20 protein-coding genes and 2 pseudogenes are annotated in these 20,245 nt (G+C 32.1%); 8 read left to right on the top strand and 14 right to left on the bottom strand.

What is annotated here, in order from left to right:
- Positions 1-11: 11 nt before the first annotated feature.
- The 3 genes from HMPREF3270_RS13690 (at position 12) to HMPREF3270_RS12885 (ending at position 2,506) form a co-directional block, all read left to right on the top strand.
- Positions 12-401, top strand: a complete 390-nt coding sequence (locus tag HMPREF3270_RS13690) for a hydroxymethylglutaryl-CoA synthase (protein WP_083326852.1) — start codon at positions 12-14, stop codon at positions 399-401.
- 836 nt (positions 402-1,237) lie between these two features.
- Positions 1,238-1,981, top strand: a complete 744-nt coding sequence (locus HMPREF3270_RS12890) for a glycerophosphoryl diester phosphodiesterase (protein ID WP_000958858.1) — start codon at positions 1,238-1,240, stop codon at positions 1,979-1,981.
- Positions 1,982-2,077: 96 nt separating this feature from the next.
- Positions 2,078-2,506, top strand: coding sequence for a MaoC family dehydratase (locus HMPREF3270_RS12885; protein WP_000872606.1), 429 nt, complete (start codon positions 2,078-2,080; stop codon positions 2,504-2,506).
- 45 nt (positions 2,507-2,551) lie between these two features.
- Here the strand turns inward: HMPREF3270_RS12885 and mecA are convergent, their stop codons facing one another.
- On the bottom strand, positions 2,552-4,561 hold the full coding sequence (gene mecA / locus HMPREF3270_RS12880; protein ID WP_063852655.1) for a PBP2a family beta-lactam-resistant peptidoglycan transpeptidase MecA: 2,010 nt from the start codon (positions 4,559-4,561) through the stop codon (positions 2,552-2,554).
- Positions 4,562-4,657: 96 nt separating this feature from the next.
- Here mecA and mecR1 point away from each other — a divergent pair, with 96 nt between their 5' ends.
- Together mecR1 and mecI are read left to right on the top strand one after the other, a co-directional pair.
- A complete protein-coding gene (mecR1, locus tag HMPREF3270_RS12875) occupies positions 4,658-6,415 on the top strand; it encodes a beta-lactam sensor/signal transducer MecR1 (protein ID WP_000952923.1) in 1,758 nt (585 codons plus the stop codon).
- Complete coding sequence (gene mecI / locus HMPREF3270_RS12870; protein WP_000369214.1) at positions 6,415-6,786, top strand: mecA-type methicillin resistance repressor MecI; 372 nt, start codon at positions 6,415-6,417, stop codon at positions 6,784-6,786. The genes mecR1 and mecI overlap by 1 nt, the downstream gene beginning before the upstream one ends.
- An 84-nt stretch (positions 6,787-6,870) precedes the next feature.
- On the opposite strand, the gene psm-mec is transcribed toward mecI, so the two are convergent.
- Positions 6,871-6,939, bottom strand: a complete 69-nt coding sequence (psm-mec, locus tag HMPREF3270_RS13850) for a phenol-soluble modulin PSM-mec (protein WP_014532405.1) — start codon at positions 6,937-6,939, stop codon at positions 6,871-6,873.
- 319 nt (positions 6,940-7,258) lie between these two features.
- Here psm-mec and HMPREF3270_RS12865 point away from each other — a divergent pair, with 319 nt between their 5' ends.
- Positions 7,259-8,407 (top strand): ROK family transcriptional regulator, encoded by a 1,149-nt coding sequence (locus tag HMPREF3270_RS12865; RefSeq protein WP_141763159.1) that lies wholly within the window; start codon positions 7,259-7,261, stop codon positions 8,405-8,407.
- Between the two features lie 113 nt (positions 8,408-8,520).
- Here the strand turns inward: HMPREF3270_RS12865 and cstB are convergent.
- A pseudogene (gene cstB, locus HMPREF3270_RS12855) lies at positions 8,521-9,852 on the bottom strand (persulfide dioxygenase-sulfurtransferase CstB).
- Positions 9,853-9,884: 32 nt separating this feature from the next.
- On the bottom strand, positions 9,885-10,949 hold the full coding sequence (locus HMPREF3270_RS12850) for a DsrE/DsrF/DrsH-like family protein (protein WP_000438836.1): 1,065 nt from the start codon (positions 10,947-10,949) through the stop codon (positions 9,885-9,887).
- A gap of 135 nt (positions 10,950-11,084) precedes the next feature.
- Here HMPREF3270_RS12850 and cstR point away from each other — a divergent pair, with 135 nt between their 5' ends.
- Positions 11,085-11,345, top strand: a complete 261-nt coding sequence (gene cstR / locus HMPREF3270_RS12845) for a persulfide-sensing transcriptional repressor CstR (protein WP_000220507.1) — start codon at positions 11,085-11,087, stop codon at positions 11,343-11,345.
- Positions 11,345-11,983 (top strand): annotated as a pseudogene (locus HMPREF3270_RS12840) (sulfite exporter TauE/SafE family protein); the annotation flags it as partial. The gene cstR and the pseudogene HMPREF3270_RS12840, both read left to right, overlap by 1 nt.
- Before the next feature lie 273 nt (positions 11,984-12,256).
- Here HMPREF3270_RS12840 and HMPREF3270_RS12835 read toward each other — a convergent pair.
- The 10 genes from HMPREF3270_RS12835 to HMPREF3270_RS12790 all read right to left on the bottom strand — a co-directional run.
- The gene (locus HMPREF3270_RS12835; protein WP_000562107.1) at positions 12,257-12,874 is read right to left on the bottom strand and encodes a CadD family cadmium resistance transporter; all 618 of its coding nucleotides are present in this window, start codon (positions 12,872-12,874) and stop codon (positions 12,257-12,259) included.
- Positions 12,875-12,954: 80 nt separating this feature from the next.
- The gene (locus HMPREF3270_RS12830; RefSeq protein ID WP_070867272.1) at positions 12,955-15,369 is read right to left on the bottom strand and encodes a cadmium-translocating P-type ATPase CadA; all 2,415 of its coding nucleotides are present in this window, start codon (positions 15,367-15,369) and stop codon (positions 12,955-12,957) included.
- On the bottom strand, positions 15,362-15,727 hold the full coding sequence (locus HMPREF3270_RS12825; protein WP_000159127.1) for an ArsR/SmtB family transcription factor: 366 nt from the start codon (positions 15,725-15,727) through the stop codon (positions 15,362-15,364). Before HMPREF3270_RS12825 ends, HMPREF3270_RS12830 begins: the two co-directional genes overlap by 8 nt.
- 237 nt (positions 15,728-15,964) lie before the next feature.
- A complete protein-coding gene (locus HMPREF3270_RS12820) occupies positions 15,965-16,342 on the bottom strand; it encodes a DUF6262 family protein (protein WP_001041908.1) in 378 nt (125 codons plus the stop codon).
- Positions 16,343-16,348: 6 nt separating this feature from the next.
- Positions 16,349-18,241, bottom strand: a complete 1,893-nt coding sequence (locus tag HMPREF3270_RS12815) for a site-specific integrase (RefSeq protein ID WP_002485298.1) — start codon at positions 18,239-18,241, stop codon at positions 16,349-16,351.
- Between the two features lie 194 nt (positions 18,242-18,435).
- Positions 18,436-18,723: a JAB domain-containing protein gene (locus tag HMPREF3270_RS12810; protein WP_001824855.1), complete on the bottom strand. Its 288-nt coding sequence runs from the start codon at positions 18,721-18,723 to the stop codon at positions 18,436-18,438.
- 28 nt (positions 18,724-18,751) lie between these two features.
- Positions 18,752-18,958, bottom strand: a complete 207-nt coding sequence (locus HMPREF3270_RS12805; protein ID WP_001077283.1) for a hypothetical protein — start codon at positions 18,956-18,958, stop codon at positions 18,752-18,754.
- 1 nt (position 18,959) lies between these two features.
- On the bottom strand, positions 18,960-19,481 hold the full coding sequence (locus HMPREF3270_RS12800; protein WP_000836008.1) for a DUF1643 domain-containing protein: 522 nt from the start codon (positions 19,479-19,481) through the stop codon (positions 18,960-18,962).
- Between the two features lie 18 nt (positions 19,482-19,499).
- A complete protein-coding gene (locus HMPREF3270_RS12795) occupies positions 19,500-19,811 on the bottom strand; it encodes a DUF960 family protein (RefSeq protein WP_069855724.1) in 312 nt (103 codons plus the stop codon).
- Between the two features lie 84 nt (positions 19,812-19,895).
- A partial coding sequence (locus tag HMPREF3270_RS12790; protein ID WP_070867271.1) for an SAUGI family uracil-DNA glycosylase inhibitor occupies positions 19,896-20,245 on the bottom strand: 350 nt, incomplete at its 5' end.

Raw genomic sequence — 20,245 nt, 5'->3', positions numbered from 1 at the left:
TTATACTATAAATTCAACTTTGCAACAGAACCGTATTATGGAATAGAGATGTTGGTAACATTTATACAGGATCATTATACTTAAGTTTAATTTCGTTATTACAGAACCACACATTCCAACCAGAAGAGAAAGTATGTCTATTTAGTTATGGTTCAGGAGCAGTAGAAGAAATCTTTAGTGGTTCAATCGTTAAAGGATATGACAAAGCATTAGATAAAGAGAAACACTTAAATATGCTAGAATCTAGAGAGCAATTATCAGTCGAAGAATACGAAACATTCTTTAACAGATTTGATAATCAAGAATTTGATTTCGAACGTGAATTGACACAAGATCCATATTCAAAAGTATACTTATACAGTATAGAAGACCATATCAGAACATATAAGATAGAGAAATAAACTAGTGGCCGATTGTGCTTGATGAGCTTGGGACATAAATCCTAACTCGAAATAAATAAGCATATCACTAAACTGATTTTTTAAAGTTTACAGTGATATGCTTATTTTTTTATCTTACGATTTTGTACGTGCATGCTTGCCTAGGGGTATGGCTCGAGCCATTAGTCTCTCGCACATACTATTCCCTCAGGCGTCAGCACTTACAAAATCGGTTGTAATTTTCATTTTTATACGCATTCTTACTGAGATTATACTAATAAGAGGAATAGTAAAAGCAATTCTAAGTAAAATTGCAGATAAGAGGTTTGTTAAAAGCAGTTCTCAGTAAAATTACAGATAAGAGGTACGTTAAAAGCAGTTCTAAGTAAAATTGCAGATAAGAGGTACGTTAAAAGCAATTTCATGCAAAATTGCTGATAAGGGGTAAGTTAAAAGCAGTTCTCAGTAAAATTGCAGATAAGAGGTACGTTAAAAGCAGTTCTAGGCAAAATTGCAGATAAGAGGTGCGTTAAAAGCAGTTCTCAGTAAAATTGCTGATAAGGGGTAAGTTAAAAGCAATCCTAAGTAAAATTGCAGATAAGAGGTACGTTAAAAGCAATCCTAAGTAAAATTGCAGATAAGGGGTACAGAAAAACTAGACTTGATTACAAAATGGAGCTTGGGACATAAATGATTTTTTAAAAATGAGATGAGACGTAGATTAACTCCATAATCAATACGAATCTATCGACTTCTTTATTTATGATATTCATCTCTTTTTAATGGAAATAAAAGTGCGATTAATGTGATAATACAGTTACGTTAATTAAAAAAATAAAAATGCAAGGAGAGGTAATATGCTAACTGTATATGGACATAGAGGATTACCTAGTAAAGCTCCGGAAAATACAATTGCATCATTTAAAGCTGCTTCAGAAGTAGAAGGTATAAACTGGTTGGAGTTAGATGTTGCAATTACAAAAGATGAACAACTGATTATCATTCATGATGATTATTTAGAACGGACTACAAATATGTCCGGGGAAATAACTGAATTGAATTATGATGAAATTAAAGATGCTTCTGCAGGATCTTGGTTTGGTGAAAAATTCAAAGATGAACATTTGCCAACTTTCGATGATGTAGTAAAAATAGCAAATGAATATAATATGAATTTAAATGTAGAATTAAAAGGTATTACTGGACCGAATGGACTAGCACTTTCTAAAAGTATGGTTAAGCAAGTGGAAGAACAATTAACAAACTTAAATCAGAATCAAGAAGTGCTCATTTCAAGCTTTAATGTTGTGCTTGTTAAACTTGCAGAAGAAATCATGCCACAATATAACAGAGCAGTTATATTCCATACAACTTCGTTTCGTGAAGACTGGAGAACACTTTTAGATTACTGTAATGCTAAAATAGTAAACACTGAAGATGCCAAACTTACTAAAGCAAAAGTAAAAATGGTAAAAGAAGCGGGTTATGAATTGAACGTATGGACTGTAAACAAACCAGCACGTGCAAACCAACTTGCTAATTGGGGAGTTGATGGTATCTTTACAGACAATGCAGATAAAATGGTGCATTTGTCTCAATAGAAAGTTAGAGGTGAGTCTTACGTTTCAGTGACGGTAGACTTACCTTTAACATGTTACATACTAAAAAATTAATTTGAATAAGAAAGAGAGACATATATGAAATACGATGATTTTATAGTAGGAGAAACATTCAAAACAAAAAGCCTTCATATTACAGAAGAAGAAATTATCCAATTTGCAACAACTTTTGATCCTCAATATATGCATATAGATAAAGAAAAAGCAGAACAAAGTAGATTTAAAGGTATCATTGCATCTGGCATGCATACACTTTCAATATCATTTAAATTATGGGTAGAAGAAGGTAAATACGGAGAAGAAGTTGTAGCAGGAACACAAATGAATAACGTTAAATTTATTAAACCTGTATACCCAGGTAATACATTGTACGTTATCGCTGAAATTACAAATAAGAAATCCATAAAAAAAGAAAATGGACTCGTTACAGTGTCACTTTCAACATACAATGAAAATGAAGAAATTGTATTTAAGGGAGAAGTAACAGCACTTATTAATAATTCATAATAAAACAGTGAAGCAACCATCGTTACGGATTGCTTCACTGTTTTGTTATTCATCTATATCGTATTTTTTATTACCGTTCTCATATAGCTCATCATACACTTTACCTGAGATTTTGGCATTGTAGCTAGCCATTCCTTTATCTTGTACATCTTTAACATTAATAGCCATCATCATGTTTGGATTATCTTTATCATATGATATAAACCACCCAATTTGTCTGCCTGTTTCTCCTTGTTTCATTTTGAGTTCTGCAGTACCGGATTTGCCAATTAAGTTTGCATAAGATCTATAAATATCTTCTTTATGTGTTTTATTTACGACTTGTTGCATACCATCAGTTAATAGATTGATATTTTCTTTGGAAATAATATTTTTCTTCCAAACTTTGTTTTTCGTGTCTTTTAATAAGTGAGGTGCGTTAATATTGCCATTATTTTCTAATGCGCTATAGATTGAAAGGATCTGTACTGGGTTAATCAGTATTTCACCTTGTCCGTAACCTGAATCAGCTAATAATATTTCATTATCTAAATTTTTGTTTGAAATTTGAGCATTATAAAATGGATAATCACTTGGTATATCTTCACCAACACCTAGTTTTTTCATGCCTTTTTCAAATTTCTTACTGCCTAATTCGAGTGCTACTCTAGCAAAGAAAATGTTATCTGATGATTCTATTGCTTGTTTTAAGTCGATATTACCATTTACCACTTCATATCTTGTAACGTTGTAACCACCCCAAGATTTATCTTTTTGCCAACCTTTACCATCGATTTTATAACTTGTTTTATCGTCTAATGTTTTGTTATTTAACCCAATCATTGCTGTTAATATTTTTTGAGTTGAACCTGGTGAAGTTGTAATCTGGAACTTGTTGAGCAGAGGTTCTTTTTTATCTTCGGTTAATTTATTATATTCTTCGTTACTCATGCCATACATAAATGGATAGACGTCATATGAAGGTGTGCTTACAAGTGCTAATAATTCACCTGTTTGAGGGTGGATAGCAGTACCTGAGCCATAATCATTTTTCATGTTGTTATAAATACTCTTTTGAACTTTAGCATCAATAGTTAGTTGAATATCTTTGCCATCTTTTTTCTTTTTCTCTATTAATGTATGTGCGATTGTATTGCTATTATCGTCAACGATTGTGACACGATAGCCATCTTCATGTTGGAGCTTTTTATCGTAAAGTTTTTCGAGTCCCTTTTTACCAATAACTGCATCATCTTTATAGCCTTTATATTCTTTTTGTTTTAATTCTTCAGAGTTAATGGGACCAACATAACCTAATAGATGTGAAGTCGCTTTTTCTAGAGGATAGTTACGACTTTCTGTTTCATTAGTTGTAAGATGAAATTTTTTTGCGAAATCACTTAAATATTCATCCATTTTTTTAACGGTTTTAAGTGGAACGAAGGTATCATCTTGTACCCAATTTTGATCCATTTGTTGTTTGATATAGTCTTCAGAAATACTTAGTTCTTTAGCGATTGCTTTATAATCTTTTTTAGATACATTCTTTGGAACGATGCCTATCTCATATGCTGTTCCTGTATTGGCCAATTCCACATTGTTTCGGTCTAAAATTTTACCACGTTCTGATTTTAAATTTTCAATATGTATGCTTTGGTCTTTCTGCATTCCTGGAATAATGACGCTATGATCCCAATCTAACTTCCACATACCATCTTCTTTAACAAAATTAAATTGAACGTTGCGATCAATGTTACCGTAGTTTGTTTTAATTTTATATTGAGCATCTACTCGTTTTTTATTTTTAGATACTTTTTTTATTTTACGATCCTGAATGTTTATATCTTTAACGCCTAAACTATTATATATTTTTATCGGACGTTCAGTCATTTCTACTTCACCATTATCGCTTTTAGAAATATAACTGCTATCTTTATAAACTTGTTTGAAATTTTTATCTTCAATTGCATCAATAGTATTATTAATTTCTTTATCTTTTGAAGCATAAAAATATATACCAAACCCGACAACTACAACTATTAAAATAAGTGGAACAATTTTTATCTTTTTCATCAATATCCTCCTTATATAAGACTACATTTGTAGTATACTACAAATGTAGTATTTATGTCAAAATAATGTTATAATTTTTGTGATATGGAGGTGTAGAAGGTGTTATCATCTTTTTTAATGTTAAGTATAATCAGTTCATTGCTCACGATATGTGTAATTTTTTTAGTGAGAATGCTCTATATAAAATATACTCAAAATATTATGTCACATAAGATTTGGTTATTAGTGCTCGTCTCCACGTTAATTCCATTAATACCATTTTACAAAATATCGAATTTTACATTTTCAAAAGATATGATGAATCGAAATGTATCTGACACGACTTCTTCGGTTAGTCATATGTTAGATGGTCAACAATCATCTGTTACGAAAGACTTAGCAATTAATGTTAATCAGTTTGAGACCTCAAATATAACGTATATGATTCTTTTGATATGGGTATTTGGTAGTTTGTTGTGCTTATTTTATATGATTAAGGCATTCCGACAAATTGATGTTATTAAAAGTTCGTCATTGGAATCGTCATATCTTAATGAACGACTTAAAGTATGTCAAAGTAAGATGCAGTTCTACAAAAAGCATATAACAATTAGTTATAGTTCAAACATTGATAATCCGATGGTATTTGGTTTAGTGAAATCCCAAATTGTACTACCAACTGTCGTAGTCGAAACCATGAATGACAAAGAAATTGAATATATTATTCTACATGAACTATCACATGTGAAAAGTCATGACTTAATATTCAACCAGCTTTATGTTGTTTTTAAAATGATATTCTGGTTTAATCCTGCACTATATATAAGTAAAACAATGATGGACAATGACTGTGAAAAAGTATGTGATAGAAACGTTTTAAAAATTTTGAATCGCCATGAACATATACGTTATGGTGAATCGATATTAAAATGCTCTATTTTAAAATCTCAGCACATAAATAATGTGGCAGCACAATATTTACTAGGTTTTAATTCAAATATTAAAGAACGTGTTAAGTATATTGCACTTTATGATTCAATGCCTAAACCTAATCGAAACAAGCGTATTGTTGCGTATATTGTATGTAGTATATCGCTTTTAATACAAGCACCGTTACTATCTGCACATGTTCAACAAGACAAATATGAAACAAATGTATCATATAAAAAATTAAATCAACTAGCTCCGTATTTCAAAGGATTTGATGGAAGTTTTGTGCTTTATAATGAACGGGAGCAAGCTTATTCTATTTATAATGAACCAGAAAGTAAACAACGATATTCACCTAATTCTACTTACAAAATTTATTTAGCGTTAATGGCATTCGACCAAAATTTACTCTCATTAAATCATACTGAACAACAATGGGATAAACATCAATATCCATTTAAAGAATGGAACCAAGATCAAAATTTAAATTCTTCAATGAAATATTCAGTAAATTGGTATTACGAAAATTTAAACAAACATTTAAGACAAGATGAGGTTAAATCTTATTTAGATCTAATTGAATATGGTAATGAAGAAATATCAGGGAATGAAAATTATTGGAATGAATCTTCATTAAAAATTTCTGCAATAGAACAGGTTAATTTGTTGAAAAATATGAAACAACATAACATGCATTTTGATAATAAGGCTATTGAAAAAGTTGAAAATAGTATGACTTTGAAACAAAAAGATACTTATAAATATGTAGGTAAAACTGGAACAGGAATCGTGAATCACAAAGAAGCAAATGGATGGTTCGTAGGTTATGTTGAAACGAAAGATAATACGTATTATTTTGCTACACATTTAAAAGGCGAAGACAATGCGAATGGCGAAAAAGCACAACAAATTTCTGAGCGTATTTTAAAAGAAATGGAGTTAATATAATGGATAATAAAACGTATGAAATATCATCTGCAGAATGGGAAGTTATGAATATCATTTGGATGAAAAAATATGCAAGTGCGAATAATATAATAGAAGAAATACAAATGCAAAAGGACTGGAGTCCAAAAACCATTCGTACACTTATAACGAGATTGTATAAAAAGGGATTTATAGATCGTAAAAAAGACAATAAAATTTTTCAATATTACTCTCTTGTAGAAGAAAGTGATATAAAATATAAAACATCTAAAAACTTTATCAATAAAGTATACAAAGGCGGTTTCAATTCACTTGTCTTAAACTTTGTAGAAAAAGAAGATCTATCACAAGATGAAATAGAAGAATTGAGAAATATATTGAATAAAAAATAAAATTGTTGTGTTTACAACAATACATAGAAAACAGAGGAAACAATCAAGTCGTTGAATATTTCCTCTGTTTTTTAGTTGAAAAAATTAACCGAAAGCCTGAATGCAAGTCTTGATTAAATCAATAATGCTTGTAATAACACCAGTGAAATCCATATGCATACCCTCTTTCTATTTAAGATACATTAAGTATAATATCAAACAAATAAAAAATGTTAAAAATTCCCTAATTGGCTATTTAGATTGCATAAATGTCAAAAATTTGAAAAACATACAACGACTTTGCATAAAAAATCGTCATATTGGAAATACGTAATTTATTGAAATAATAAAAAAAATAAAAGAACGAAGATGATAACCTAAGTGAGGTTTTAAGTTGTTCTAAGGTTTAATTTAATTTATGTTAAAATAGTTGGTATAAAAATACATGATAAACTATAAACTAAATTCAAAATAACTTATGGGGTAGGCAATTATGGAAAATATTTTAAATATAAATGATAATGAAAAAAGAGTGCTAAGGGAAATTTATAACCATCATAATATTTCGCGTACTCAAATATCTAAAAATCTTGAGATTAATAAGGCAACGATTTCTAGTATTTTGAATAAGTTAAAGTATAAATCTCTTGTTAATGAGGTTGGTGAGGGTGATAGCACGAAGAGTGGTGGTAGAAAACCTATTCTTCTGAAGGTTAATCATCTTTATGGTTATTTTATTTCTTTGGATTTAACTTATAGTTCTGTTGAAGTGATGTACAATTATTTTGATGGTAATGTCATTAAGCATGAATCTTATGATTTACCTGATGAAAAGGTTAGTAGTATATTAAGCATAATAAAAAAACATATTGATATTCAGGAGAAACTTGATACTTATAACGGACTATTAGGTGTGTCTGTTTCTATACATGGAGTTGTGGATAATGAGCAGCATGTGACATATTTACCATTCCATGAAACTGAAGGAATTTCAATTACTAAGAAAATAAAAGAAATTACTAATGTTCCAGTCGTAGTTGAAAATGAAGCGAATCTTTCAGCGTTATATGAACGTAATTTTAATCATAATTTATCCTACAATAATCTTATTGCTTTAAGTATACATAAAGGTATTGGTGCTGGGCTTATTATTAATAATCAATTGTATCGTGGTGCAAATGGGGAAGCGGGTGAAATTGGAAAAACACTTGTCTCAAAAGTTAGCGATAATGTGGAGATCTTTCATAAGATTGAAGATATTTTTTCACAAGAAGCTTTACTGCATAATTTAAGTAATCAACTAAATGAGAAGATGACGCTTAGCAAATTAATTCAATTTTATAATGAAAAAAATCAAGTCGTAGTTGAAGAAATGGAACAATTTATAAATAAAATTGCTGTTTTAATACATAATTTAAACACCCAGTTTAATCCGAATGCAATTTACATTAACTGTCCATTGTTCAATGAAATGCCTGAAATATTAGAAGCAATTAAGAACCAGTTCAAACAATATTCACGTAACGAAATTCAAATAAAGTTAACATCTAATGTCAAATTTGCAACTTTGCTAGGTGGTACATTAGCAATTATCCAAAAAGTACTACAGATTAATGATATTTACTTAGATATAAAAGCATAAAAAACTAATTCAAATGAATAATCAAAGTTCGTAATTGTCTTTATAAAAAAATCCCTCAATCCGAATTGAATTTTCGGATTGAGGGATTTTTATAGTTCTATTGCAGAAGAAAACTATTTTAAAAATGCTGGTAAATGTTGATAGCCACCTCTAACGTTAACAATATTCGTAAATCCTTTATATTCTAATATTCCTACCGCTATTGAACTTCTAACACCTGATTGACAATGTACATAAATTAGGTCATTTTTATCGAAAGGTATATCTTCATTTAAAAGTTTACCGTGAGGAATATGAATTGCTTGTTTTAAATGACCTTTACGCCATTCATCATTACGAACATCTAATACATTATGTTCTTCACCAGTCATTTCAGAACTATGAATAGATGATGTGACGATATTTGTTTGTGGCAAACGGTAACTTTTTACATTTTCAAAACCAATTAATTGTAAAGCATGAATAGCTTGTTGAACGGTAGATTTATCGCCAATTAATTCAATATCTTAGTCATAATCTAAATACCAACCAATTTGATTTATAAAAGTTTTATTAAAAGGAATATTGATAGTTCCATGCATATGACCACCATGGAATGCTTCTTTACTTCGAAGATCAAAAGCAGTTTGTGTATTGCTTGAACTAGGGTAAACATTATATGGTTGGTACATTTGCATACCAAATTGATTTATTTTTTTCATTTGTGAAAAATGGTGTGGTGGAGCTGGCTGATTGAGTGTTAAAGTTTCGATAAATGAAGTTTCATCTTTAACATTAAAAGCCCAGTTGTTTATTTTCTCATAACCCAAAGTAGTTGTAGGTAATGAACCTAGCGCTTTACCACAAGGACTCCCTGCACCATGACCTGGCCAAATTTGAATATAGTCTGGTAATGTTGCAGCAAATTGTATGGACTGATACATTTGTTTTGCTCCGATTTTTGTAGAACCTTCAACATTTACAGCTTTTTCTAATAGATCTGGTCTACCTACATCACCAACAAAGATGAAGTCACCGCTAAATAATCCCATTGGTATACTGGAACCCCCACCTTCGTCAGTAAGTAAAAAACTAATACTCTCAGGGGTATGGCCTGGAGTGTGTAAGACTTCTAATTTAATCTTTCCTAAATAGATAATATCTTGATGCTTAACGAAATGTGTTTGTTTAGGCATATTTTTATAATTAAATTCATCTTTACCTTCATCAGATACGTATATACTTGCATTCAATTTATTTGCCACATCTCTAATACCTGAAGCAAAATCAGCATGAATATGTGTTTCTGCAGCTTTAGTAATTGTGAATCCTTCTTTATCTGCAACTTTTAAATATTTTGTTAAATCTCGTATAGGGTCAATAATCATTGCTTCTCCTGTACGTTGACATCCAATTAAATAAGATGCTTGTGAAAAATTGTCTTCATAAAATTGTTTGAAAAACAAAAAAAACTCCTTTTTAAAATAGATTTTATTGATTAGATAAATAAGTTATGATTTGCTTGCTCAGTATGTCCAATATAAGTACCTACGCCACCATAATCGACTTCATCTCTTAATTCTTCTTTTGAAATTCCCATAACATCCATACTCATGGTACAAGCAATTAACTTTATATCTTGATCGATTGCTTGATCGATAAGTGAGTATAAAGAATCAACATTTTTCTTGTTCATTACATAACGCATCATAATATTACCTAGTCCAAACATATTCATTTTTGATAATGGCATATGTATTGGATCCTTAGGTAACATAAGGTCAAACATTTTGGAAATACCTTTCTTTTTAACGCGAGTTGATTGCGCTTTTTTTAATGCGTTGAGGCCCCAAAAAGTAAAGAAAATAGTTACATCTTTACCTGCTGCTTTAGCGCCATTTGCGATGATCATTGCTGCTACTGCCTTATCTAACTCACCGCTAAATAAAACAATTGTTGTACCTGTAGCAGTGTCATTGATTTCAAATTCTTTTGGCTTTTCTTTTTGAATAATTGCATTAATTACATTTGCTTCTTCAGTAAGATTTACAAGGGTATTCCCTGTTTGTTTCGCCCAACTTTTAATATCACTATTGAAACCAGGATCTGTAACTGTTACCTCGATTTGCTCACCCGTTGAAATATTGTTAATTTCTTTACTGATATTAACAATAGGTCCAGGGCACTGAAGACCTCTAAAATCAAATTGTTTACGATTCTCTTTGATTTCAATATCTTTTTCTATTAAAGGAGCACTATTGAAGTTCTTTGCTTCATAATCTTTATATCCACCCTTTAAATTCACGACATCATAACCTTGTTTGGCTAAATAATCGCAAGCTTTAGTGCTTCGGTTACCGCTTTTACAATGTATATAATACGTTTTGTTGCTATTCTTATTGAATGATTTAATCTCTTCTACTGGGTGTAAAGTTGAACCGTTAATGTGTCCTAATTCATATTCTTCTTTTGTTCTAACATCAATCAATTGACCCATTTTTGCCAATTTTTCTAATTCTTCTTTGTTTAATGAATTAATGTGTACTTCTTTGTATTGTTCCATACTTACCTCCTATAAATACCTATGAGGGTATAATAAAACGGATAGAATCATTTGTCAAATACCTATAGGGGTATTTGACAATTTTGTTTTAATTTATTATTATTAACTTAATCAATTTATGTGGAGGAAATGAATATGACTTATGATAAAAAAATGATTAATCGTATAAATAGAATACAAGGTCAATTAAATGGTGTCGTAAAAATGATGGAAGAAGAAAAAGATTGCAAAGATATAATTACGCAACTTAGTGCATCTAAAGGTTCTATACAACGTTTAATGGGGATTATAATTAGTGAAAATTTAATAGAATGCGTTAAAACAGCAGAAGAAAATAATGAAAGTTCTCAAGAATTAATTAATGAAGCAGTTAATTTATTAGTTAAAAGTAAATAATGGATATAGCAAATATGACTATTATGTTGCTAATTGGCGTACTGGGTGGATTTATATCTGGATTAATAGGTATTGGGGGCGCAATTATTATTTACCCAGCTATTCTTATATTGCCACCATTAATAGGTATACCTGCGTATAGTGCATATATTGCTTCGGGACTTACCTCTAGTCAAGTATTTTTCAGTACACTTAGTGGATCATTAAATGCAAGAAAACAACCAGCTTTCTCTCCTAAACTTGTTATATATATGGGAGGGGGTATGTTGATTGGAAGCATGTTAGGGGCAATTTTAGCTAGTTTGTTTAATGCTACTTTTGTAAATACGGTATATGTAATAATCGCCATACTTGCTTTAATATTGATGTTTATTAAAGTTAAACCTACTACACAAGAGACGAAATCTAAACCTTTGCTATTTATTATAGTTGGATTTGGAATTGGTGTAATTTCGGGAATTGTGGGTGCAGGTGGAGCATTTATCATCATTCCTGTATTATTAGCATTATTTAAATTACCAATGAATACGGTAGTGAACAATAGCATAGCAATTGCTTTTATATCTTCAGTAGGGGCATTTTTTATAAAATTAATGCAAGGATATATACCAGTAGAAAGTGCAATTTTTTTGATAATTGAATGATGATCATTTTCTGAAAATATTATGTGGTCATATAATATAATGCCCATCATTTCACTAATCTCTTTTATTCTCTGAGTTATTTTGATATCTCCTGGAGAAGGTGTCGGATCTTATCAAGAGTAAATTATGAAAAAAATGGTTTAAATCAATGTTCTTACTTTAAGTACATGTGTTTAACGTAAATGATAATTAGTTAAATATAAAAAGGTTATCCCAATCAATAGGATAACCTCTTTATACTTTACTTTATGGTTTGGATTCGCCACTTCAAAGAAGAAATGAAATCAGAGCATTGAATGTTCCATTTTCAAACAATATATAAATACCTAGCCCAATGAATACAATTGGTACAATCCAACGTTCATATTTCTCAATTGTTTCCGATATAAAATCGAAGGAAGCTAGACGGTAACTGACATAGCACAAAACTCCAACCATAATTAGAAAGACAATAGTGACAATAAAGATTTCAGACATACTTAAGGTCGTGAAGTACGGTATATAAATGGAAAAGTCATCCGCACTGGAAGCCAATACGATGAAAATCATCGTCAAAAATAACTGATTAAATTTTCCAGAGGAGAATAAAGATAAAATGCTACTTTCATCTTCATCCTCTTCTCCTTTAATCCATATTTTCACGCCTAGGTAAAGTGGTAAAAGTCCAAGTAGTCCGATAACCCATTGCTGAGGAATTAAATTTACAACCCCCTGTGCAACTAAAAGACTTGCTCCTATCACAATTGCAGTCCCTATATATTGTCCTATCCAAATATGTTTTACCTGACCTTTTTTTACTTGCGAAAACAAAAGAATTAATATGACGAGATAATCAATTCCTGTTGCTACATATACCGCAGTAGCCGTCAGTATCGTCGCGATTATTTTATCATCTCCAAATATTTTAGGGATAGGACTTTTCTTCAAAATGAAAAGTCCTTCCGTAAATTGCACACATATAGTACCTATTTATCCTTCACTCTCATCAGTCGCAAACTATTTAATGCTACCAAAATAGTGGCTCCCATATCGGAAAGAATCGCAATCCAAAGGGTTAGCCAGCCTGGAATAACCAATAGTAAGGCAATTATCTTAATTCCGATGGCAAACGTGATGTTCGCTTTGATGATATTTAGCGTTTTCCTGCTAAGTCTTACTGCAAATGGAAGCTTACTTAAATCATCTCCCATTAATGCAATATCAGCTGTCTCGATGGCAGTATCTGTTCCAGCACCGCCCATTGCAATGCCAACAGTGGATGCAGCAAGTGCAGGAGCATCATTGACGCCATCGCCAATCATAGCTACATTACCATGCTCGGCTTTCATTTTTTTAATATAGTCCAACTTATCCTGTGGCATCAATTCGGACTGAATATCAGAAACGCCTACATGAGCACCGATTGCTTCTGCGGTACCTTGATTATCACCTGTCAGCATAATTGTTTGCTTGATTCCTAACTGATGAAGTTTTTGAATCACATTTTTACTTGTTTCGCGGACCTCATCTGCTACTGCAATCACGCCGAGGATTGTTTGGTCCGTTCCAATAATCATGGCCGTTTTCCCTTGGTTTTGTAAAACTTTCACTTTATTTTCAAACTCAAGGCTAAAATCGGAAACATTTAATTCTTTAAAAAGCCTTGGACTGCCAATGTAATAGGTTGTTCCATCTATATTCCCTTGAATGCCCCGACCTGTAATAGAAGTGAAGTCCTTCACTCTAACATCGGAATAAGTAATATTATCTTGCTCTGCTTTCTTCATTATTGCTGAAGCAAGTGGATGTTGTGATCGATATTCTAAAGCTGTAATAATGGAAAACAGCTCTTTTTCTTCCACTTGATCATTTAACACTTTAAAATCTGTTACCACTGGTACACCTTTTGTCAGTGTTCCTGTTTTATCAAATGCGATTGCCTTAATGGCTCCTAATTCCTCTAGATAGACACCGCCTTTAATCAACACACCTTTTTTAGCTGCATTTCCAATTGCCGAGACAATCGAGATTGGAGTAGAAATAACTAATGCACACGGACATCCAACTACAAGTACCGCTAATCCTTGATAAACCCAAGTATCCCAACTTCCACCAAAGAATAAAGGTGGAACGACTGCAACGAGCGCCGCAATAACCATAATGATCGGCGTATAATATTTCGCAAATTTATCTACGAATGCTTGCGCTGGAGCGCGCTCCCCTTGTGCTTCCTCAACCAGATGAATAATCTTGGAGATAGTTGTATCCTCTACGTATTTGGTGATTTTTACTTCAAGTAGTCCCTCTTCGTTAAGCGTGCCTGCAAATACTTCATCATCTACCGTTTTGGCAACAGGGACAGATTCTCCTGTTATAGCAGCCTGGTTGACAGCCGACACACCATTTATAATGATCCCATCCATGGCAATTTTCTCCCCTGGTTTGACGATCATAATATCACCCACGGCAATATCGTCCACATGGATCATTATTTCCTGACCATTCCGCCTAACAAGTGCTTCTTTTGGGGCAATATCCATCAATGAACGAATGGACTGTCTTGCTCTATCCATAGAAAAACGTTCAAGTGCTTCACTGATTGCAAAGAGAATGACAACAATGGATGCCTCTGCCCATTCACCAATGATGGCAGCTCCAATAACTGCAACGGTCATCAGGGTTTTCATGTCGAAATCAAAGCGTATCAAATTTTGAAAACCAACTTTAAATAGTGAATATCCGCCAATTACAATCGAACTTACAAATAACATGGACGTTACAAGGTTATCTTCTCCATTTACAAAGTGAGAAAGGTAACCAAAAGCAATCAGTAATGTGGCAAACAGCAATGTGCTGTGTTTTTTATAAAACGGTATTTTCTCTTCTTTAGGAGCCTTAGTGTCTTCTTTGACCGCTTGTATCGATGGATTCGCCAGTTTTTCAGGAATTACCTTAAGATTCTCGAAAGCACCTGCTTTTTCAAGCTCTTCAACCGATGCGTTTCCATATACATCAATTTTAGAAGCGCCAAAGTTCACTTTTGCATCCTGAACTCCAGCTAGTTGTTTTACATTTTTTTCAAACTTCCCAGCACAGTTTGCGCAAGAAAATCCCTCCACACGGTAAACATTTTTATCTTCTGTTACCACTGGTTCGACCCTTCTTCTAGCCTTCTCTGGTGCCACTTTAAGATTCTCGAAAGCACCAGCCTTTTCCAGATCTTCAACGGTTGCACTGCCAAAGACATCAATTTTGGAAGCTCCGAAATTGACTTTAGCATCATGCACCCCTGATAGTTCTTTTACATTTTTTTCAAACTTCCCAGCACAATTCGCACACGAGAAACCCTCCACACGGTAAACCTGTTTATCTTCTGTTAATGTTTTTGTTGAACTATCCAATACTAGCAACCTCCCTTTGATGCAAGAAAGCTTTTTCTACAAGCTGTTTAACATGCTCATCATCTAGTGAATAATAGACTAATTTTCCTTCTTTACGGTATTTTGCTATACCTAAATTTTTCAATAATCTTAAATGATGGGATGCCGTAGCCGTTGAAGATTCAATGATATTAGCTACATCACAAACACATAACTCTCCCTCTAAAGACAAAACATAAGCAATTTTAACTCTTGTATCATCTGATAGAGCCTTAAAAACTTTCGCTACATCCATAGGATTCTGTTTAGCAAGGTCTTTTTTAGCCCTGTTTACCTTATCTTCATGAATATAGGTAACTTCACACATATCTTTTGTCATAATTACCCTCCTTATTCAAATGACTGTTTGTTTGATGATTATAATATATCCCACTATAAACAAATAGTCAAATGATTGTTTGAATGATATATAATTAATATTAAAAAGGATTGGTTTCTAATGTTAGAAACCAATCCTTTCGGAGATTTTAACCAAATTTTAAAGTATCTTAAACATAACTGCCCCGTTAGTTTAAGTGCATCCTTTCACAATCTGTCTACAGATTAATAATAAAAACTACTCTTTATTATACAGATCTCCATATAATTTTTGAATTTGGTTCTGTAATTTTTTATTTTCTTTTTCTAATTCCATAACTCTTCTTTTTAAGGTTTTTATAAGGATTTCCTCCGAACGAGAACTTTTCTTGGGTTTTGAGACTACATTTGATGTTATTTGACGCTCACGAAGGGATTCGATTCTTTGCCTAATATCGTGTTCCTTATAAAGCCATGATTTAGAAACATTAGCTTCCTTTGCTATTGAATTAAAATTAATAGCTTTACCTTCAATCGAAAATTTAGAAATCGCTTTGTCTACTTTTTCTCTTGTCTTTTGTGATTTCTGCTTCGCCAAACGTACAATTTCTGTTGTATTTCTAACTTGTTTATTCATTGATAATTACCCCGTTAAACTTCCAATGATTTGTTCTAAACGCTCTTTAACACGGCTATTAGTCTCTATTTGTCTTTGCCATTGTTTATCCTTTGCTATGGTTAATAACTCTTCTGTACGCTCTAACTGTTCTTCGTGCTGTGGTAAGAATTGCTTACTGGTACAGAAGTGAGTGCAATCTAAGCATGCATTCGCATGTGGACAACCACCTGCTATTACTGGCAATCTACAATAACCATTTGGAAGCACTTGTGCATTTATATTTTTCTTGAACCATTGAAGCTCTACATCATCGACTTCACTATCATCATCTAGATTGAGCACATCTCCATTATTGGTAACCAGTTTTTCTTGAAATTTAGTAAATTCATTTTTTAGAGTTTCATCAAAGATATGAGCGTATCTGCTTGTCATTTCTGGGCTTTCATGTCCCAAAAATTTCTGCACAATATGCTGGGGCACCCCGTTGTTAATCATTCTTGTTCCTACTGAATGGCGAAAGGCATGGGCATGGAATCTATAAATCTCGCCTAATTTATCCACTATATTTTGCTCATAAGCTAATTTATTTAATTCGCCTCTAAATGTTTCTTGTTTTAATGGCGATCCATCTTTTCTTGGAAAGAGGTATTCACTATCTGGAAATTCCTCTGAAACTTTATCTTCCCGAACTTTAATAAGTAAAACTACCTCTTTAGATATTGGAACTATATGCTCCTTTTTCATTTTCCATTGATAATACTTTAAAAAGTAATCTCCATCTTTGTCCTCTAATAAACAGCCTTTTTTCAAGGTGCACAATTCACTTATCCTCATTCCACATTCTTGAACAATCATAGTCATCGTAGCTATATATTCGGGTAATTTATCAAGATGACTGTTCAATTGCTCTAGAACGAATTCGTCTATAAAGCGAGGTTTTGCTCTTGGTATTTTCGGATAGTCCTCGGGATAAATTAATAATTTGGAAGGAACATCATCCCATTCTAGCCTATGAAGGGTACTAAATAGTCCTTCCAATATAGAGATCCTCCCAGTTATTGTACTAGGTTTTATCCCCATCATGTTTAGTTCACTTAAATATGCTTCAATTTCCACTCTCGTTAATTGGTGTACTCTCTGAACGTGTTTAAACTTTATGTCCAGAAAATTAAAGAACTCTTTAAGTTTTTGGGCAATATCACTTACATAGGAAAAGCTATCCATGTTCAATCTTAACTTACAATATCTTTTTACAAGCTGTTTAAAATATGTATTCCGAAACCCTTTAAAGTTAATTGTATATTCATATTGTGTTGGGTTAACCTTATCATCTGGCAAAGGTAAGTTTCGTCTATCCCAAACGTCTTTATCCCACTCCTCTCCATCAAAATAAAAATCCTCATAAAACTCAATAAATTGTTTAAGATTAGTAACATAGTAAGAATTAGCTTTTACAGGTGTTTTTTCTTGATTAGCAGTAATCTTATAATTAGTGGTGGTAATTCTAACACCCTGTTTTGTCAAATATGTTCTATACTCCGTCATTGCTTTATCAATAGGAACTTCAGTAATTGAAGTAATGCTGGGATACTTTAAATCTAAAAAATCCAACATTTTATTAATTACTGTTCCTTTTCTAATCCAGACAGTTTTTGCATTCCATATTCCATTGTTTAAATGGTAAAAATAAAAATATTTCAATTCTGTTCTTAACCACAGATTTTTAACACGTTCAAAACGAACCCAACGATTTCTTAAAGCAGGATTCTTACTTAATTCTATGGCAGAAGGATGTGGACATTTTCTTATATCCCAACTATTATTAGCCCAAAACCCTTGCATTTCTTCATTCATTACAGCTATTTTTTTGCTGATCTCACTCTGACTGATAATTTTCCTTTTACTAGAAGCATTCATTTAGCTGGTATTCTTTATCTAGTAATAAATACAATGGATACGGCTTATTCTCCACTTCTATCCTTTGAACCCTCACACGCGCCCCCCTCTTTAAACACTTTAAGTACTACAAATTATAAACCTTGTTAATTTTTATTTAAAGTAAAATCTCCCTTTAACATCTCCTCCTGAACTACTTTAACTACTATTATTTATTATACTATGGTTAATATGTCTCCACTTGGGTGGTTATGGCCAATAATCATACCCGTTGCGTTACTTAATATGGCTGTTTTAAATATTTCTCGAGGATGTATAACCGCAAAATTAATGGTTCCTATAGAGACGGTTTCAATATGTGTAGGTTCATTTTTGCTATTCAAGCAAATTAAAATGAAGTGTTCTCGGTCAGCATTTCCTATGAAGTCACGCATAATATCAGCAGCGTCTTTTGGTTCTTCAATACGTCTTTTTAAATACCAAAGTGTATCTTCTTTAACCATTTGGACTTTGACAACATCTATTCTTTTTCTACTCATTATGGATAAGCTCTATACTTTCTATTAAGTCAGGGTGAACAATGGATGTGATAGAATCATCATTCATATAAATGGAATATAGCTCATCTAATTCTGAATTATTTTTTTTGTTTGATGAAAAGGCGATAATGCCTTTAATAACATCGATGTGTGGTTGATGCATTAAATATTGGTATACTTCTTTCCATGTTTGATTCATTCTATTTAGTCTCCTTTAATGGTTTAATTGTCCATGCCTTTCTAGCGTATGGATTTAATGGATGCATGATTTCATTTGTTTGAGGATTTGTTAATATACTGATTTTCTTACTGTGAGGTTTTAACATGTCTAATACTTCATTCACTCGATTTTCCACAAGAGGTTTTTTTCCGTAGGAACCCCAAGCCAATAAAACACTATCGGCTTCTTTGACAGCTTTCATAATGTGAATATCCGTGTGCTTGTCATGGCTGTTTTCGATATGTTTTAAATTAATGGGGGTATCAATATTTGAAAAAAGATTTATAAAATTAACGCCACCATATTCATCTTTTTCAGCTACTTTATTGACAATAAGTTGTGTTGTAAGGTCAACGTTGATAACACCATCATAATGAGGATACATCGTTATAATTGTAAGTACTTCTTTATCAATATCCCAAGTTTTCTTGAGAAGATAACGATGCATTTTATCCTGACTAAATATCGCTTCAGTTTCTAATACACTTTTGATTGATTTCATTTTATCTAACTCCTTTATTTAATATTCTTCAGGTAACAACATGACGTAATAAGAAAGGTCTACATCATCTTCTCGGATAATGTAGACCTTATTAATATTGATAGCTTTTGAATAATTTGCCTTATGAATTTTTACGTACTCTGGACGTTCTTGCTTATGTTTGATATATAATTGACTATTATGCATATTGAACTGGAATATATGAAAGTAATCAATCTCTTCTAGTTCCTTGAATTGTTCGTTTTCGCGTTGCGCTACAAGTTTCCATAACTGTTGCTGTAACATTGCTGGCAAGTAATTGGCAATACCACGTGTAATATAACGTTCCATGCTCATTTCTCCTTTTCTATATCTTTCATTATTGTAATAACTTCTGTAATGACTGTGACGCTTATCTGAGCTATGTGTATCCATTTATTCATTATTATAATTCTCCTTTTCAAGTAAGTGTCTTTGATCTAGTAGTGGCATAACTGTGTTATGAAGATATAAGAAGTCCATATCGTTTGTTTCATCAATATAACCAATCGCAATAAGTTGTTTCTGATAGTAGAGTATAAAGGGGTATATATGATTTTCATGAAGTGTATCAGAGTAGTAAGTATACGTATGAAGGATTTTGTTGGTAAGTGGACCAAGTCTGACATATTGATCAGGAAGGATATTACCTGCCACTTCCTCGATAGATTCACATTCCCATTTTTCGTCCTGTGGTAGACTGAATAAGTTTGTTATATAGTGCTTGAGTTGTTGTTCTAGTGTCA

Origin of the sequence: Staphylococcus sp. HMSC65H10, from assembly GCF_001839185.1 — a bacterium.
In the GTDB taxonomy this organism is placed as follows: Bacteria; Bacillota; Bacilli; order Staphylococcales; family Staphylococcaceae; genus Staphylococcus; species Staphylococcus simulans.
Note: the sequence above shows the minus strand (reverse complement) of the source record. Positions and strands in the feature narration are given on the sequence as shown.